Origin of the sequence: Kitasatospora gansuensis (assembly GCF_014203705.1) — a bacterium.
GTDB lineage: Bacteria > Actinomycetota > Actinomycetes > Streptomycetales > Streptomycetaceae > Kitasatospora > Kitasatospora gansuensis.
In genome coordinates this window covers 1114784-1132108 of the sequence record NZ_JACHJR010000001.1, presented here as the reverse complement: position 1 = coordinate 1132108, position 17325 = coordinate 1114784, and the positions used below count along the sequence as shown (strand labels likewise).

Genomic DNA, 17325 nt, shown 5'->3' with positions numbered 1-17325 from the left:
GGATGGGGGCATGACCGAGATTCGCACGCCCCGACTCCTGCTCCGCCGCTGGACCGAGTACGACCTCGCCCCGATGGCCGAGATCAACGCCGACCCGGTGGTCATGGAGTGGATCGGCGACGGCTCCGTGCTCGACCTGGAGCAGACCGCCGAGGCGATCGAGCGCTGGGAGGACGGCTGGGACGACGAGGGCTTCGGCCTGTTCGCCGTCGAGCTGCTCGGCTCGGGCGAACTGGCGGGCTTCGCCGGCCTCTCGGTCCCGTGGTTCCTCCCCGAGGTCCTGCCCGCCGTCGAGATCGGCTGGCGCCTCGGCCGCCAGTTCTGGGGCCAGGGCTACGCCTCCGAAGCTGCCCACGCCGCCCTGGAGTTCGCCCACGAGGACCGCGCCCTCGACCGCGTGATCAGCATCGCCCGGGTCGGCAACGAAGCCTCCGAGAACGTCATGCGCAAGCTCGGCATGGAACTCGACCACGAGACCACCGACCCGGCCACCGGCCACCGGCTGAGCATCCACGCGATCGACCTGACCCAGTACGTCTGACGGGTAGGCACGGCGGGGCCGGGCCGCGGGCCGGCTCAGCCCGACGGCGCCCGCAGCACGGCCACGTCGCGTGGACCGAGCAGCAGCCCGTCCGCGCCGAGGAGGGCGCCGCCGATGAGCGGGTCGCCGGTGAGTCCGGGGACGGGCACCGCCTGGTCGGTGCGGTTGACCAGGAACAGGTAGCGCTGTCCGCCGTCGGTCCGGACGGCCAACTCGACGCGGCCGCGCGCGGGTTCGGGGAGCTCGCTGCGTACGTCGGCGTGGTCGAGCAGGCCGGGCAGCACCCGGGCGAGCCCGTCGGGCCCGAGCCGGGTGGAGACGTAGGCGGCCGATCCCGCACCGGCCGCCCGGCGGGTGAGGGCCGCCCGGCCGGTGTACTCGCCGGAGCGGTAGCGGGCCAGGATCTCGGTGGCGGGGTCGGTCACGGTGATCCGGTCGGTCCACAGGGTGCCGGTCAGTCCGTCGTCCAGGAGCACGCTGTCCTCCTCGAGCAGCGGTCCGAACTCCTCGATCCGGATGCCGAGCAGGTCGCGCAGCGCGCCGGGGTAGCCGCCCAGCCAGATGTGGTCGTGCTGGTCCACGATGCCGGAGAAGTAGGTGGTGATCAGGTGGCCCCCCTGATGGGCGTACCGGGTCAGGCGGGTGGCCAGCTCCGCCGGCACGACGTGCAGGACGGGTGCGATCAGCAGCCGGTAGCGCTCCAGGTCGCCGTGCTGGGTGACGACGTCGGCGCGGATGCCGAGGGCGAGGAGGGCGGAGTACCAGTCGAGGGCTTCGCGGCGGTAGTCCAGCAGTGAGGTGGGGTGGGAGTCCAGCTCGCTCGCCCACCAGGACTCCCAGTCGAAGAGGATCGCCACCTGCGCGGGCTCCCGACGGGTGCCGGCCAGGGGTGCCAACTCTCCCAGGACCCGGCCGAGTTCGGCGACGGCCCGGAAGGTCTCGCTGTCGGCGCCGGCATGCGGGACCATCGCCGAGTGGTACTTCTCGGCTCCGGCCACCGACTGGCGCCACTGGAAGAAGCAGACCGCGTCGGCGCCGTGGGCGACGTGCAGCAGTGAGTCGCGGGCCAGTTCGCCCTGGCGCTTGGCCAGGTTGACCGGCTGCCAGTTGACGGCGCTGGTGGAGTGTTCCATCAGGTACCAGGGCCGGCCGCCGGCGAGGTTGCCGGTGAGGTTGGCCGAGAAGGAGAGCTCGTCGCGGCTCTGCGGTCCGGGGAGGACGTAGTGGTCGTTGGAGACGAAGTCGACCTCCGCCGCCCAGTCGGCGTAGTTCATGCCCTTGGTGCCGCCCATCACCATGAAGTTGGTGGTGACGGGCACGTCCGGGGTGGCCGCGCGCAGGATCGCCCGCTCCGCCCGCAGGTGCTCCTTGAGCGCGTCGGAGGAGAACCGCTTGAAGTCCAGCTGCTGGGTGGGGTTCGGGTGGGAGGCGGCCAGCCGGGGCGGCAGGATCTGCTCCCAGTCGCCGTAGCGCTGGGACCAGAAGGCCGTGCCCCAGGCGTGGTTGAGCGTGTCCAGGTCGCCGTAGCGGGTACGCAGCCAGTTCCGGAAGGCGCGCGCGGCGTCGTCGGAGTAGTCGTAGATGTTGTGGCAGCCCAGTTCGTTGCTGACGTGCCAGGCCACCAGGGCGGGGTGGCTCGCGTACCGCTCGGCCAGTGCGGCCACCAGCCGTAGGGCGTGCTCGCGGAAGACCGGCGAGGTGGGCCGCCAGTGCTGCCTGGCCCCCGGCCACACGGTCTCCCCCGAGGCGGTGACCGGCAGGATCTCCGGATGCGCGGTGGTGAGCCACGGTGGCGGCGAGGCGGTGGCGGTGGCGAGGTCGACGGCGATCCCATGGGCGTGCAGCAGGTCCATGACCTCGTCGAGCCAGCCGAAGTCCCAGGTCTCGGGCCCGGGTTGGATGCGGGCCCAGGAGAAGATCGCGAGCGAGACGAGGTTGACCCCCGCGAGCCGCATCAGGCGGACGTCCTCCGCCCAGACCTCTCTGGGCCACTGCTCGGGGTTGTAGTCGGCGCCGAAGCCGAGCCGGGGGAGCGCGCCGTCGGCCGTCGTGGGCAGCTGGAACAGGGGCGTGCGGGTCATCAACTACCTTGTCTCGGTGGGAGCGTGAGGTCACGAACGGGTGCGCGGCTACTCCTTGACGCTGCCCGCCGCCAGGCCGGACTGCCAGTGCTTCTGGAGCAGCAGGAACGCGGCGACCAGCGGCACGACGGTGAGCAGCGAGCCGGTGACCACCAGGTGGAAGACGGGCTCGCCGCCGGCCGTGCGGGCCTGGGCGTTCCAGTGGTTGAGGCCCAGGGTCAGCGGGTACCAGTCGGCGTTCTTGATCATGATGAGCGGCAGGAAGTAGTTGTTCCAGGTCTGCACCACCGTGAACAGCAGGACGGTCACCATGCCGGGGGCCAGCAGCGGCAGGCAGACCTGGACGAAGGTGCGCAGCTCACCGGCACCGTCGACGCGGGCGGCCTCCATCAGCTCGGCGGGGATGGCCTCGGTGGCGAAGACCCACATCAGGTACAGGCCGAAGGGTGAGACCAGCGAGGGGATGATCACGGCCCAGGGGGTGTCGGTCAGTCCCATCGAACTGAACATCAGGAAGGTCGGGACCGCGAGGGCGGTGCCGGGCACGGCGACCGCGCCGATGACGACGGCGAAGACCGCGCGCCGGCCGGGGAAGTCGAACTTCGCCAGGGCGTAACCGCCGAGGACGGCGAGCAGGGTGGCGCCGCCCGCGCCGAGCACGACGTACAGCAGGGTGTTCAGCAGCCAGCGGCCGAAGACCCCGTCGTCGTAGCTGAAGGTCTGGACGATGTTGTCCCAGAGCGCGAAGTCGTCACCGAACCAGAGGCCGAACGAACCGGCCAGCCCCTCCTGGGTCTTGGTGGCGCTGATGGCCAGCCAGAGCAACGGCAGCAGCGCGTACAGCACCACCAGCCAGGTGAGCACGGTCAGCAGGACACTGCGGCGGGGCCGGGCCGGGCTGTGCCGCCGCCGGGGCGGGCGCAGGCCGGCGGGCGAGGTGGTCCGTCGGTTCCGGGCCGGGGCGGTCGTGGGGCTGCTCATGCGTCACGCTGCCTTTCGCATGCCGCGCAGCTGGACGACGTAGGCGATCACCATGGTGATCAGTCCCATGACGATGGCGACGGTCGCGGCGTAGTCGTGCTGCTGCCCGGCGAACGACAGCGAGTACGTGTAGAGGTTGGGGGTGTACGAGGTGGTGATCGCGTTGGGCGCCAGCCCCTGCAGGATGCTCGGCTCGTTGAAGAGCTGGAAGCTGCCGATGATCGAGAAGATGGTGGCGATGACCAGGGCGCCCCGGATCGCCGGGAGCTTGATGGCGGCGACGATCCGCCACTGCCCTGCACCGTCGATCTCGGCGGCCTCGTACAGCGAGTGCGGGATCACCCGCAGCGCCGAGTAGAAGATGAGCATGTTGTAGCCGACGAACTCCCAGGTCACCACGTTGCCGATGGCGGCCAGCACGAGCTGCGGTGAGAGCGGGTCGGGCAGCGTGACGCCCAGGGCCTCGTTGACGTCGCCGACCAGGCCGAATCGGGTGCCGTACAGGAAGCCCCACATCAGGGCGGCGACCACGGCGGGCACGGCGTAGGGCAGGAAGACCGACACCCGCAGGAAGCTCGTGCCGTACAGCCGGCCGCTGTCCAGAGCCAGGGCGACCAGGAGCGCGATGCCCAGCATGACCGGGACCTGGACGGCCAGGAAGAGTGTCACCCGTCCCAGGCCCTCCCAGAACTGCGGGTCCTGGAGCGCCCGTTGGTAGTTGTCCAGGCCCACGAAGGTGGTGCCGCCGATCAGCCGGTCCTGAAAGAGGCTCAGCTGGATCGAGTAGCCGATCGGGGCGAGGAAGACCAGGGCGAAGACCAGGGCGAACGGGCCGATGAACCCCCAGCCCGCCCAGGAACGCCGGGCCCGTCGGACCGGTGCCGGGCCCGAGGCCGTCGATTGCTGTGCTGCCATGGCGTTCCCTCGCTCGTGCCCGTCTCGCGGGCGGCTCTCGGGTGGAGATCGTGACGCGGCCGTCCCGGCTGGTCGCGGCGCCTCGGATGTTTACGTAAACACGGTGTGCGAGATGTTTACCCCCGCGTGGCGAATCCGGTCAAGAGCCGGGAGCGATCCGGTCAGCGCGGGGGTGGCGCGGTACTGCCGCGGACCACCAGCTCGGTGGGCACCAGATCGGTTCCGGGCTGTGCGGCCGCGCCCTCGCGGATCTGCCGCAGGGCTTCCAGGACGCTCCGGCGGCCCACCTCGCGGAAGTCCTGGTACACGGTGGTCAGCGGCGGCTGGAAGTGCGCGGCCTCCGGTACGCCGTCGAAGCCGACCACGCTGATGTCGCCGGGCACGGACCTGCCCCGGTCGTGGAAGGCGTGCAACAGGCCCAGCGCCATCTGGTCGTTGGCCGCGAACACGGCGGTGCAGCCCGGCTGTTCGGCGAGCACCAGGCCCGCCTGGTACCCCGAGGTGGCCGACCAGTCGCCCCGGAGCGGCTCCGGCACCGGCCGCCCGGACTCCTCCAGCGTGGCCCGCCAGGACCGGGCCCGGCTCTGGCTGGCGTACGACCGGTCAGGGCCGGCCAGGTGCCATACGGTCTGGTGGCCGAGGTCGAGCAGGTGGCGCACGGCCAGCCGGGCGCCACCGGCCTGGTCGTTGTCCACCACCTGGTAGCGATCGCCGGCGTCGGAGTCCACCACCACGACGGGGACGCCGCGCGGCAGCGTGACGGTGCCCGCGTCGAGCAGGTGGACCTCTATGAAGACGATCACCGCGTCCACGGCGAGCTCGCCCATCCTGGTGAAGGCGCCGAGCACGTTGTCCTGGGTCGGGACGTCGATCGGCATCACCGTGACCGCGTACCCCTCGGTGGCGGCCTGGGTGGCGATCGCGTCGACCGTCGCACTGTGGCCGACGGTGTTCAGCGTGAGCAGGATGACGCCGATGGTGTTGAACCGCCCGTAACGCAGGGCGCGCGCGGCGCTGTTCGGGCGGTAGCCCAGCTCGTCCATGGCCGCGAGCACCTGTTCGCGGGTACTGCCGATCACGCCGGAGTGGCCGTTGGCCACCCTGGAGACCGTCTGGGAGGACACCCCGGCCAGCTTGGCCACGTCGGCCATCGAGACGCGCTGCTTACGGCGGCCGCCCGGTATCCCCGAGCCGCCCCGCTGCGCGCCTCCGACGGGCGGAACCCCCTGGTCGCTCAACCCCATCACCACCCTTCGGTCCCACTTCGCAACTCCGCGGCGCGGAAGTTTCCGCGCCGGACGCCTTGACTGGCCGCCGGAGCGGGTGCCACGGTATCGCAACGTAAGTTTACGTAAACATCACGGGGACGAAACCACTCTGGGGGCCTCGGCCCAGCCTCCGTACCCCGACTGCTCGGCCCGATGTTCACGTAACCATCCCCGAGAAAGGGAACCCTCCATGGCGATATCCCGGCGTCAAGCCCTCCTCTGCGGCGTCGCCCTGTCGCTGTCGCTCACCGTCGGCGCCTGCGGGTCCTCCGGCACGGCCGACTCCGGCGACGCCAAGGTCCTGTCCGAGGCCGACCTCGAGGCCGCCCTGAACGCCGGCGGCAGCATCACCGTCTGGTCCTGGGACGGGCTGGTGAAGAAGGCCGCCGCCGGCTTCGAGGCCAAGTACCCCAAGGTCAAGGTCAACGTCGTCAACGCGGGGACCAACAACGAGGAGTACACCGCGCTGCAGAACGCGGTCAAGGCGGGGAAGGGCGTCCCGGACGTCGCCCAGCTCGAGTACTACGCACTGCCGCAGTTCGCCCTCGGCAAGTCCCTCACCGACCTGCGCGAGCTGGGCGTGGACAAGCTGGACGGCAGTTTCACCCCCGGGCCCGCGAACGCCGTGAAGGCCGGTACGGACAAGGTGTTCGGCATGCCGCTGGACTCCGGACCGATGGCCCTGTTCTACAACAAGGACGTCTTCGACCAGCACCAGATCAAGGTGCCGACCACCTGGGAGGAGTACGCCGCAGCGGCCAGGAAGCTGCACGCGGCCGACCCGAAGGCGTACATCGCCAACGACACCGGCGACGCGGGCTTCACCACCAGCATGATCTGGCAGGCCGGCGGCAAGCCCTACACGGTCGACGGCACCAAGGTGGGCGTGGACTTCGCCGAGCCGGGCAGCAAGAGGTTCGCCTCCACCTGGCAGCCGCTGATCAGCGACAAGCTCCTCGCGCCGGTCACCTCGTGGAGCGACGAGTGGTACAAGGGCCTCGGTGACGGCACCATCGCCACCCTGGTGATCGGCGCCTGGATGCCCTCCAACCTCGAGTCGGGGGTCAAGGCCGCCGCGGGCAAGTGGCGGGTGGCGCCCATGCCGCAGTGGGAGAACGGCGGGGTCCCCAGGACCTCCGAGAACGGCGGCAGCTCGATGGCCATCACCAAGGCCAGCGCCAACAAGACCCTGGCCTACGCCTTCCTCAAGTACGCGGCGGTCGACGAGGGCGCGCAGATCCGGATCGACGGCGGCGCGTTCCCGGCCACCACCAAGCACCTCAACTCCCCGGAGTTCAAGAACCGCGAGTTCCCCTACTTCGGCGGCCAGAAGATCAACGAGGTGCTCGCCGCGTCGGCCACCGAGGTCGTGAACGGCTGGTCCTACCTGCCCTACCAGGCTTACGCCAACAGCATCTACAAGGACACCGTCGGCCAGGCCTACGTCAGCGGCACCACGCTCCAGGACGGGCTGAAGGCCTGGCAGGAAGCCTCCCTCAAGTACGGCCGGGAGCAGGGGTTCAGCACCAAGTAGCCAGGTCCGACAGAGGAGAAGCAGTGACCCGAACCCCCGCCCGCCGTAGCCTGCCGGCCTGCCTGTCGGCGGCGGTGCTGGCCTTACCGCTGGCCGTACTCACCGCCGCGGCACCGGCCGAGGCCGCCGACAACTCCCAGCTGAACGCAGCCCAGTTCAAGGGCGTCAACTGGGCCCGCCCGGGCGACAACTTCGTCAACGGCCCGGTCGTCCCCGAGGGCCTGACCGCGACCGACGGCTACGCGACCGTCAAGGCCAAGGCGGACGTCGTCTTCGACCAGCTGCGCAACGCCGTCGGCCCCAACACCGTGCGGCTGCCGATCAACACCTTCACCTACCCCGGCACCTCCTGGGGCAACGCCTACGCCGGAGTCGTCGACTCCGCCACCGCCAAGGGACTCAAGGTGATCCTCTCCTTCTGGGAGGACGGCGCGGCCACCAGCGGCGGAAGGGTCACCAACAAGGCCGCCTTCGACACGATGTGGAACGCCTACACCGCCAAGTACGCGTCCAACGGCAACGTCCACTACGAGATCATGAACGAGCCCATCGGGTACAACGCCACCGACTGGGCCAACTTCGCCGCCGGCTGGATCGCCGAACGCCCGTCCGTCCCGCGCGAGCGGATCGTCGTGAGCGGCGTCGGCTACAACGACTACACCGCGCCGCTGTGCACCGACAGCCGCTTCGACGGCACCTACCTCTCGGCCCATCTGTACGCCTTCGGCAGTCTCGACCACGACTACCAGGGGTGGATCGACGAACTGACGGGCCGAATCGGCAGCTGCGCCACCCGCACCATCCTGGACGAATGGGGCGCCCCGCAGGACGACGGCCTCAACTACCACGACGCCAACAGCACCAACGACTTCGTCCGGTACGTCCGCGCGATGACCGACAGCATCCACAACCTCGGCCTGGGCTCGGTCTACTGGCCCGCCATCGGTGGCAAGCACCAGGAGCGGCCCACCTACGACTACTACTCCCTCTTCCACCTGGAGGGCAGCGGCACCAACCTGCTGCTGCGGACCCGCAACACCACCATGACCGACCGCCTCAGGTACGCCTGGGGCCTCGGCGCCGGCTCGCCCACCAGCACCCTCAGGAACACCGGCGCCCAGCGCTGCCTCGACATCCCCGGCGCCACCCACGCCAACCTCACCCAGGTGGAGGGCTACACCTGCCACACCGGCGCCAACCAGCAGTGGACCCGGACCGCCACCGGGCAGATCACCGCCTACAACGGGGCGAAGTGCCTGGACGCCGTCGGCCAGGGAACCGCCGACGGCACCGTGGTCGACATCTACGACTGCAACACCGGCAGCAACCAGAAGTGGGCCTTCTACTCCGACGGCACGATCCGAGGCATCCAGTCCGGCAAGTGCCTGGACCTCGACCTGACCACGTCCAAGGTGATCCTCTACACCTGCCACACCGGCACCAACCAGAAGTGGCAGACCGTCTAGCGAAGTAGCGCTTCCTGCAGGGGAGTTCGGGCCTCAGGAGCGGAGGGCGGCGGCCAGTTCGGCGGCCGTCGGAGGGCTGGCGCCGGCGCGGGAGACGGTGACGGCCGCTGCGGCTGCCGCGGCCCGCAGGGCGGCGGGTACCGCTCGGGCGTCAGGTTCGCGTCCCACCAGGGCGGACAGCAGGGCGGACATGAACGAGTCGCCGGCGCCCACCGTGTCGACGACCTCGGCCGGTGCGGCCGCCGTGCGGAATTCGCCGTCGGGAGTGAGCGCGAAGGCGCCCCGGCCGCCGCAGGTGACGAACACCGCGCGCGGGCCGAGGGCCAGCCAGCGGCGGGCGCTCTCGCGGACCGGAACCCCGGGGTACAGCCACTCCAGGTCCTCGTCGCTGGCCTTGACGACGTGGCTGAGCGCCACGCACTCCTCCACCGCGGCGATGCCGCGCGCCCGTTCGCCGAACAGCGCCGGCCGGATGTTGGGGTCGTACGAGACCGTGGCCCCCGAGCCGCGCAGCGAGCGCAGCAGGCGGCGGGCGGTGCCGGCGCCCGGCTCCAGTACCGAGGCGATCGAGCCCAGGTGAACGTACCGTGCCGAGGGGACGGCGGTCGTTCGGAGGCTCCAGCCGATGGCGAACTCGTAGGCGGCGCTGCCCCGTTCGTCCAGGGAGACGATCGCGGTCGGGGTGGGTGGCTGCTGGTCGTCCGTCAGGACCGACACGCCTGCCGAACCGAGGTGAGCCCGGATCAGGTCGCCCAGCGGATCCTGCCCGAGCTGGGTGAGGAGCGTGGTCCGGTGCCCCAGCCTGGCCAGGCCGTAGGCGACGTTGGCGGGGCTGCCGCCCGGGTGGGCGCGGTCGGGTCGGCCGGGGGAACGGACCACATCCGCGACGCACTCGCCGATCACGAGGAATTCGGGTTCTGTCATGGTGCCGGGCTGCTCCTTACATCGTGAACTCGTCTGTCCGTCAGGCTTGTTCGGGCCTGCGTGCCGCCATCGGGCGTCAGTCGCTCAGGGTCACCTGATCGAGCATCAGGTGGCCCCAGCCGCCGGTCGCGTCGTCGAGGATCTGCAGCTGCGCGCTCCGGCCCTGCCACTGGCTGAGGTCCCAGGTGACGGGCTTCAGGGTGCCGGTGTCGTCACCGGTGGCGGTGCGGACGGGCAGCCCGTCGACGAGGAGGTTGACGGCGGTGGCGCCGGGTTGACCGAGCGGATGGCGGCCGCCCGCGACGAGGAGGTGCAGGGTGTCGCGGTCGATGGTGAAGGCGGGTGAGGTGATGGTGCCGGTGGCGGAGTCGGTGCCGGCGTAGGTGTCGAGGACGGCGGCACCCACCTGGCCGGGGAGGCTCGCCGGGGTCGGTGCGGTGCCGGTGAGGCCGCCGGTGGTGGTCCAGCCGCTTCCGTACGTGGTGCCTTCGAAGTCGGCGAGGGTCCTGGCCGGGCGCTGGGCGAGGTTGGCGAACTCGGTGACGGTGACGTTGGCGAAGGTGGCGCTGCCGCCGCTGGTGAACAGGCTGATGCCGTTGTCGGCGGGGTCGGGGAACGCCAGGCTGGAGTGGACGTAGCGGCCGTCGTCGAGGAAGTACTCGACGGTGCTGCGGTCGACGAGGATCCGCAGGTGCGCCTGGGTCTTCGCCGGATCGTACGGTGCGTGGGTCTCCTCACGCTGCCCGGACGGGTCGGGGTTCCCGGTCTGACGCCGGTTCAGGTAGCTGTAGTCGTGGTTGATTCCGGCGTCGACGTGGCGGGTGCCGTCGGCGGAGACCCGCAGTTGGATGCCGAGGTTGTCGAGAGTGCTCCAGCTGACGTCGGCTTCCAGCTGGTAGGCGGTGCCGTGGTAGTCGAGCGGGACCCGGCCGTTGACCTGGATCGTGCCGAGCGAGGTGACCCCGGTGGCGTGGTTGTCGAGCGCGGGTACGGGCCGGGACGCCAGGGCGTAGCCGTCGGCGTGGTGCTTGAGGGTGATCTGACGGGTGATGGAGTCGGTGCCGTTGAAACCGTCGGCAGCCCAGGTGGGGGTGGTGTACGGGTAGGACCAGTTGTTCATCCAGGCGATGGCGTAGCGGCGGTCGAGCGGAGCGGTGGGGTCCTCCCAGGTGACGCCGCCGTACCAGTCGAGGCCGTGGTCGAGCCACTGCGGGATCGTGGTGTCGGGCGTGAAGGCGGTGCCGTCGAAGGTGCCGACCCAGTAGGCGTAGGTGTTGGGGGCGCCGGTGAGGTAACCGTTGGCGCTGGCACCCATGACCCAGCGGGTGGTTCCGTCGTCGGCCTTGAGCTGGAACAGGTCGGGGCACTCGAGGGTGCCCAGCGTGCTGTTGACGTAACTGGAGGCCCAGGTCCAGTTCTTGAGATCGGGAGAGGTGTAGAACCCGATGCGGTCGCCCTCGGCGAGCAGCGCGACCCAGCGGTTGCGGGGTGCGTCCCAAACCACCTTGGGGTCGCGGAAGTCCTTGCGGCCGCCGTTGGCCATCACCGGGGTGTCGCCGTAGGGGCGGAAGTTGCGGCCGCCGTCGGTGGAGTACCACAGGAACTGCGCCTGCGGGCCGGACGCGTCGACGATCTGGGCGGGGGTGGGGTGGTCCATCTGGGTGGTCAGGACGACGATCGCGCCGGCGCCGAACCCGGCGGTGTTGTCCGTGTCGACGACCGCGGAGCCGGACCACAGGTCGTAGTTGGCGTTGCTCTTCTTCGGGGCGGCGACACCCTGGTCGTGGAAGGCGACGTTGTCGGTGGTGGTGGCGAGGCGCCAGGCGGTGCCGACGGCCTGGTCGTAGTCGGCGTTGTAGAGGTAGTAGTAGTGGAAGGCGCCGTCGACGTAGACCGGCCGCTGCGGGTCGTTCTTCCAGTGGTCGGGCACGGTGAAGTGGTACACGCTGCGGTAGCTGTCCGCCGCCCGGGCCGGCTGGGGGCCGGCCGGGCCGGGGGCGGCGACGCCGAGCGCAGTCAGCGCGAGACCGAGCAGGATGGTGAGGGAGAATCGCAGTCGGGAGGTCATGGTCGGCTCCTGGACTTCTGTGGGTGGGGGAGGAGCTGTCGTACCGTCAGCGAGGCAGGGGGACCTGCGCGGACCCGGCGCCGGTACCGGCCGGTTCCGCCTCGAACGTCATCCGGCGGCCGTCCCAGCGGATCGGCACGGGGTCGCTGACTCCGCCGGTGAAGGTGCCGTCGGGGCCGGTGTGGTGGAAGCCCATGAGCACCCAGCGGCCGTCCCGGCGGCGCACGAGCTTGCCGCTGTAGTAGCGGTCGTCGGTCACCTGCTCGGCCGCGTCGATGTCGAACGGTCCGAGCAGGCTCTCGGCGGGGGCGGCCCAGATGCCGCCACGGGTGCCGCCGGCTCGGCGCAGCTCGGAGGCGTGCTCGGCGAGGCAGGAGAAGATCAGTACCGGCCGGCCGTCGACGATCTCGGTCTGGATGACCTCGAGCTGCCCGAAGCCGCGTACGGCGGGAGCGGTCAGCGGCGGCCGCAGGTGCCACTCGCGCAGGTCGGCGGAGACGGCGTGGCCGACGACTCCGCGTTCGAAGGCCGGTCCTTCGGTGGCCCGGGCGGTGATCAGCATGTGCCAGCCGTCGCCGTCGGGGTCGGGGAAGACCCAGGGGTCGCGGAACGCCTCGTCGTGCCACCGGCCGGAGTCGAGGGTCTCGTACCAGGTGGGGTCGGCGCTGAGTACGGGGTTGGCGCCGGCCTTGTGCCAGGTGGTCAGGTCGGTGGAGGTGGCGTAGCCGATGCGCTGGATGTTCTTGCCCCCGGGGGCACGGGTGGAGCCGGTGTAGAAGAGGAACCAGGTGCCGTCCGGGTGGCGGGCGACCGAGCCGGTCCAGGTGGCGAGGTCGTCGAAGGCGGGCGCGTCGGCGCGGACCAGGGCGTCGGGGACCCGGGTCCAGTTGCGCAGGTCGGCGGAGACGGCGTGGCCGATGGCGGCCCGGTAGTGGCGGGCCTCGGGGTCGTGCAGGGCGCGGGAGGCGTACAGGAAGAACAGGTGGTGCTGCTCGCCGTCGTCGGCGAACCAGAAGTCCCAGACCCAGGAGTCGGGCAGCGTGAACATGAGGGCCTTTCAGGGCAGGCGTGGGGAACCCGGCGGCCTCGGGCCGCCGGGCGCGGCGGCGGGTGGGGAGTGCGCGGTGGTGCTGGTCAGCCCTTGACGCCGCTGGCGGCGACACTGCTGACGAAGGCCCGCTGGAAGGCGAGGAACACGACCAGCACGGGCAGCGTGATCATGGAGGTGTAGGCCATGATCTCGCCCCAGGCGGGGTTGTCCTGGAAGAAGTACTGCATGCCGACCATGACGGGGCGCAGCGTCTCGTCCTGGACGACCATCGTCGGCCACAGGTACTGGTTCCAGGCGGGCAGGAAGGTGAGGATCGCGACGGTCGCGAAAGCCGGTCCTGACAGCGGGACCACGATGCGGCGGTAGATGGTGAACCAGCCGGCGCCGTCGATGCGGGCGGCCTCGTCGAGCGAGGTGGGGATGGTGGAGAAGTACTGGCTGAACAGGAAGACGGAGAAGGCGTTCGCGACGAACGGGATGATCTGCACCTGGTAGCTGTTGAGCCAGCCGATGTCGTAGACCAGGGCGCCGTCCTGGAAGAGCAGGGTCGGCAGGTGGGCGACCCAGTAGACCAGCGGCACGGCGATCGTCTCGAAGGGGACGATGAGGGTGGCGATGACAACGCCGAGGACCAGCCCGCGGCCACGCCAGCGCAGGCGTGAAAGGGCGAAGCCCGCCATGGAGTTGACGACCAGTCCGAGGCCGACGATCGCCACGGTGACCAGCAGCGAGTTGAGCAGGAAGCGTCCGACCGGCACCCGGTCGAAGACCGCGCCGTAGTTGTCCAGGTTGACGTCGCCGACCGGCAGGAACGCGCGCCAGCCGCTGATGTCGGAGAGGATCTGGCTGTCCGGCTTCAGGCTGGAGACGAACATGAAGACCAGCGGGAAGAGGAAGAACACGGCGAGGCCGACCAGGACCAGGTACGACCAGACGCGTCGGCGCTGTTCGCTCGCCTCGGGACGCGTGCCTCGCACGCGCGGAGTTGCGGCCATGGGTCAGTCCTTGTCGCGGGTGAGGTGGCGCTGGATCAGCGCGATGACGAGCACGATCACGAAGAACACCAGGGACAGCGCGGAGCCGTACCCGATCTGCTGCTGGCGGTAGCCGGTGAGCACCGCGTGGTAGACCAGGGTCGAGGTCGAGTCGATCGGGCCGCCCTGGGTCATCACGTCGATCTGCACGAACAGGCCGAGTGCCGCGATGGTGATGGTGATGAGGACGAAGATCCTGGTCGGGCGCAGGCACGGCCAAGTGACGTCCCTGAACTGGCGCCAGGTCCCGGCGCCGTCGATGCGAGCCGCCTCGTAGAGCTCCTCGGGGATGGTCTGCAGACCCGACAGCCAGATCAGCATGTGGAATCCGACGGCCTGCCAGACGGACAGCACGATGATCGCGAACAGGGCGGTGCTGGGGTTGTCGAGCCAGGCGGTGCCCTGCCAGGCGCCGAAGGTGATCGAGTTGATGAAGGAGTTGACCAGCCCGTCCGGCTGGTACATGAACTTCCACAGGATCGAGACCACGACGATCGAGGTCACGACCGGGATGAAGAAGATGACCCGGAACGCGGTCACGCCGCGGATCTTCTGATTGACCATCAGGGCGAGGAACAGTCCGAAGCCGGCCTGGACGGGGACGACCACGGCCGCGAAGGCGAAGGTGTTGAGGGCCGAGCGGAAGAACGTCGGGTCGATGGTGAACGCCCGGACGAAGTTGTCGAAGCCGACGAAGCGCAACGGTTCGGGGGAGATGAGCCGCGCGTTGGTGAAGGACAGGGCGAAGCCGAGCAGCACCGGCACGATCAGGAAGGTCAGCAGCAGGACGATCGCGGGTGAGGCCATGGCGAGCCCCGCGCGGGCTTCGCCGCGGCGGGCCGCGTTCTTCGCGCGCCGCCTCTTCCCGTCCGCCGCGGGGGCGGTGGGTGTTCGGGCGGGTTCGGGGGTGGCCGGGTCGGCCGGGGAGTCGAGACGGAAGGTCGCTGTCATGGTGTCACGCCTTTCCGCAGGCCGGGCGGTATGGCAGCCGCCCCGCCTGCGCTTGCCGCCTCGTCAGTTGCCGTAGTTGTTGTTCGACTTGATGTCGCTGTCGATCGCCTTCACGGCGGCGTCGAGGGCGGACTTGACGTCGGCGCCGTTCATGATGTCCTTCGCGGCCTTCTCGAAGGTGGTGGAGATCACCGGGTAGCCGGGTGTGGCGGGGCGGGCCAGGGCGAACTTCTGTGACAGGACGGCGAATTGGTGCAGCGGGCCGTCCGCGCTGAAGTACTTCGAGGCGCTGGCCGCGGCCTGGGTGGCCGGGATGACGACCTGGCTGTCGGCGAAGTCGGTGAGGTACTTGTCCTGGTAGCTGAACTTCAGGTACTCGCGGGCGCCTTCGCTCTGGGCGCTGCCGCAGCCCGCGGAGATGCCCCACTGCCAGGAGCCGCCGCCGATCCTGGGGCCCTTGCCGAAGTCGACGGGCGGCAGGATCAGCAGGTCGGCACCGACCTTCTGCAGCGCGTCCTGGGCGTTCCACACGCCGGTGTAGCTCAGCGCCACCTTGTCGTCGATGAACTTCTGGTTCCCCACCGGGCCGCTGTTGTTCGCCCAGCCGCTCTTGAACACCTTCTGGAACCAGGTGAAGAACTTGACGGAGTCGGGGCCGTTGAGGACACCGTCGGCGGACTTCATGGCGGTCCGGTCGAACAGGTCGCCACCCGCGCTCTGCAGCATCGGGGAGTACGCGTACGGCCACCACTCACCCTTGTCGGCCGCGCCGAGGTCGAGCGGGGTCGCGTAGCCGGAGTCCTTGAGCTTGGCCGCGACGGCGTCGAACTCCGCCAGGGTCCAGGGCTTGTCCACGGTCGGGATGCGGATGCCGTTCTTCTCCAGCACCGACTTGCGGGCGAAGATCGACAGGGCGGCGTCCCAGTAGCCCGCGGAGTAGACCTTGCCCTGGTAGCGGCCGACCGCGGTGGGCAGGAGCGAATCGGTCAGCGTGGTCGGCAGCTCCAGTGGCTGCAGGTAGCCGGCCCAGGCCCAGTTGGGCATGACCGGGCCGTCCATGTCCAGGAGGCACGGCAGGTTGCGGGCCGCCGCCGCTGCGGTGATCGCGTCGTTGTACGAGCCCTGCGGGAAGTTCTGCTGGACGACCCGGTACTTCGGCTGCGAGGCGTTGAAATCGTCAATGATCTTCTTGTAGACGGCCAGCTCCCCGGGGTTTCCCGCGGAGTGCGTCCACATGGTGATCGGCGTAGGACCGTTTCCGGACGGCGTGCCGTCGTGGCTCGCCTTGGCACAGCCGCTCAGCACGACCGTTCCCAGAAGGCCCGCCGCTGTTACGATTGCGAGGGGTTTGCGCACAGGTGATCCCTTCAAGGGGTCGACTGCCAGGTCGGCCCCGAGTGTGATGGCAGCGTCAACTGCCATGTGATTTCGGTGAGTCCGCCGCCGTTCTCAGTTTCCGGCTGTGATCGGCGGCGGTCCCACGGAGTCCCGACGGATGATCGGGCAGTTCATGAGAAGCGGGTTGTCCCGGTCGGACTCCCGCAGCCCCAGGGCGACCTCCATGGCCCAGCGGCCCATCTCGTAGTGGGGTAGTGCGACCGTGGTGAGCGGCGGATCCAGTTCCGAGGCGATCAGCTGCTGGTCGTCGTAGCCGACGATCGACAGGTCGTCGGGGATCGCCAGGCCGCGACGGTGGGCAGCGGTGTAAGCGCCCATCGCCATACGGTCGTTGAAGCAGAAGATCGCGGTCGGACGCCGCGACGTCGGCAGGTCCAGCAGTTCCTCGACGGCCGCGCGCCCGCCCGCGGCGTCGGTTGCCGCGCGCACGTGCAGGGCCGGATCGGGGGTGATGCCCGACTCGGCGAGCACCTCCAGATAGCCCTGGTGGCGAAGCTCCGAGGCGACGACCTCGTCAGGGTTGGGAGCATCGACGTAGGCGATCCGGCGGTGACCCGCGGCCACCAGCTCACGTGTCGCCGACGCCCCGCCTTGCCGGTCGTCCGGTACCACCGCCGGCCAACCGCCTTCCGTCGGACGGCAGTCCAGGAAGACGGTGCCCGCCGGGAGGCCGGCCGGCGCGTCCACCGCGCGGTGCCACATCCGGGCATAGAGCATGGCGTCGACCTGCTGGCCGACCAGGGCGAGGATCGCCTTCCGCTCCTGCTCCGCGTCGTCGTCGGTGTTCACCAGGATGACCAGGTGCCCGTGATCCCGGGCGACGTCGTTGGCGCCCGCCAGCATCCGCCCGGCGAAGGGGGTGGTGGCGATGGTGTCGGAGATCAGCCCGATCGTCCGGGTCCGCTGAGTCCGCAGGCTGCGCGCCACGGAGTTCGGCGCGTACCCGGCCGCCTTGGCCGCCTCGCGGACCCGGGCCTGCGTCTGCGGCGAGATGCGGTCGCTGCCCGCACCGCTGAGCACCATGGAGACGGTGGCGGTCGAGACGCCGGCGGCGGCCGCGACATCGGACATACGCACCCGGGCCATGGTGAGTCGACCTCGTTTCCGCTGTGT

The 17325-nt window shown here is 70.1% G+C and carries 14 protein-coding genes; 3 read left to right on the top strand and 11 right to left on the bottom strand.

Translation table 11 applies throughout. The features are described from left to right. The first annotated feature begins 10 nt into the window (after window positions 1–10). Window positions 11–541 (top strand): GNAT family N-acetyltransferase, encoded by a 531-nt coding sequence (locus F4556_RS05250; protein ID WP_184911994.1) that lies wholly within the window; start codon window positions 11–13, stop codon window positions 539–541. 35 nt (window positions 542–576) lie between these two features. Here the strand turns inward: F4556_RS05250 and F4556_RS05245 are convergent, their stop codons facing one another. The 4 genes from F4556_RS05245 to F4556_RS05230 form a co-directional block, all read right to left on the bottom strand. Then, the gene (locus tag F4556_RS05245; RefSeq protein WP_184911993.1) at window positions 577–2622 is read right to left on the bottom strand and encodes a beta-galactosidase; all 2046 of its coding nucleotides are present in this window, start codon (window positions 2620–2622) and stop codon (window positions 577–579) included. A gap of 48 nt (window positions 2623–2670) precedes the next feature. Beyond that, a complete protein-coding gene (locus F4556_RS05240) occupies window positions 2671–3603 on the bottom strand; it encodes a carbohydrate ABC transporter permease (RefSeq protein ID WP_184911992.1) in 933 nt (310 codons plus the stop codon). A 3-nt stretch (window positions 3604–3606) separates the two neighbouring features. Then, the gene (locus F4556_RS05235; protein ID WP_184911991.1) at window positions 3607–4518 is read right to left on the bottom strand and encodes a carbohydrate ABC transporter permease; all 912 of its coding nucleotides are present in this window, start codon (window positions 4516–4518) and stop codon (window positions 3607–3609) included. Between the two features lie 161 nt (window positions 4519–4679). After that, a complete protein-coding gene (locus F4556_RS05230) occupies window positions 4680–5762 on the bottom strand; it encodes a LacI family DNA-binding transcriptional regulator (RefSeq protein ID WP_376775657.1) in 1083 nt (360 codons plus the stop codon). Window positions 5763–5976: 214 nt separating this feature from the next. On the opposite strand from F4556_RS05230, the gene F4556_RS05225 reads away from it, so the two are divergent. Beyond that, on the top strand, window positions 5977–7320 hold the full coding sequence (locus tag F4556_RS05225) for an ABC transporter substrate-binding protein (protein WP_184911990.1): 1344 nt from the start codon (window positions 5977–5979) through the stop codon (window positions 7318–7320). Between the two features lie 23 nt (window positions 7321–7343). Further along, window positions 7344–8786, top strand: coding sequence for a ricin-type beta-trefoil lectin domain protein (locus F4556_RS05220; protein ID WP_184911989.1), 1443 nt, complete (start codon window positions 7344–7346; stop codon window positions 8784–8786). Window positions 8787–8819: 33 nt separating this feature from the next. Here the strand turns inward: F4556_RS05220 and F4556_RS05215 are convergent, their stop codons facing one another. From F4556_RS05215 to F4556_RS05185, 7 genes are all read right to left on the bottom strand, one after another. Then, entirely contained in the window at window positions 8820–9710 is an 891-nt protein-coding gene (locus F4556_RS05215; protein WP_184911985.1) for a carbohydrate kinase family protein, read from the bottom strand. A 76-nt stretch (window positions 9711–9786) separates the two neighbouring features. Further along, window positions 9787–11778: a glycoside hydrolase family 32 protein gene (locus F4556_RS05210; protein ID WP_184911983.1), complete on the bottom strand. Its 1992-nt coding sequence runs from the start codon at window positions 11776–11778 to the stop codon at window positions 9787–9789. 46 nt (window positions 11779–11824) lie between these two features. Further along, window positions 11825–12826, bottom strand: a complete 1002-nt coding sequence (locus tag F4556_RS05205) for a glycoside hydrolase family protein (RefSeq protein WP_184911981.1) — start codon at window positions 12824–12826, stop codon at window positions 11825–11827. Window positions 12827–12912: 86 nt separating this feature from the next. After that, window positions 12913–13806 carry a carbohydrate ABC transporter permease gene (locus F4556_RS05200; protein ID WP_313068162.1) on the bottom strand — a complete coding sequence of 298 codons (894 nt, stop codon included), beginning with the start codon at window positions 13804–13806 and terminating at the stop codon, window positions 12913–12915. 21 nt (window positions 13807–13827) lie between these two features. Continuing rightward, window positions 13828–14814, bottom strand: a complete 987-nt coding sequence (locus F4556_RS05195) for a carbohydrate ABC transporter permease (protein WP_184911978.1) — start codon at window positions 14812–14814, stop codon at window positions 13828–13830. 63 nt (window positions 14815–14877) lie between these two features. After that, complete coding sequence (locus F4556_RS05190) at window positions 14878–16050, bottom strand: sugar ABC transporter substrate-binding protein (protein ID WP_246510970.1); 1173 nt, start codon at window positions 16048–16050, stop codon at window positions 14878–14880. Between the two features lie 213 nt (window positions 16051–16263). Next, window positions 16264–17283: a LacI family DNA-binding transcriptional regulator gene (locus F4556_RS05185; RefSeq protein ID WP_246511318.1), complete on the bottom strand. Its 1020-nt coding sequence runs from the start codon at window positions 17281–17283 to the stop codon at window positions 16264–16266. Window positions 17284–17325: the final 42 nt, after the last annotated feature.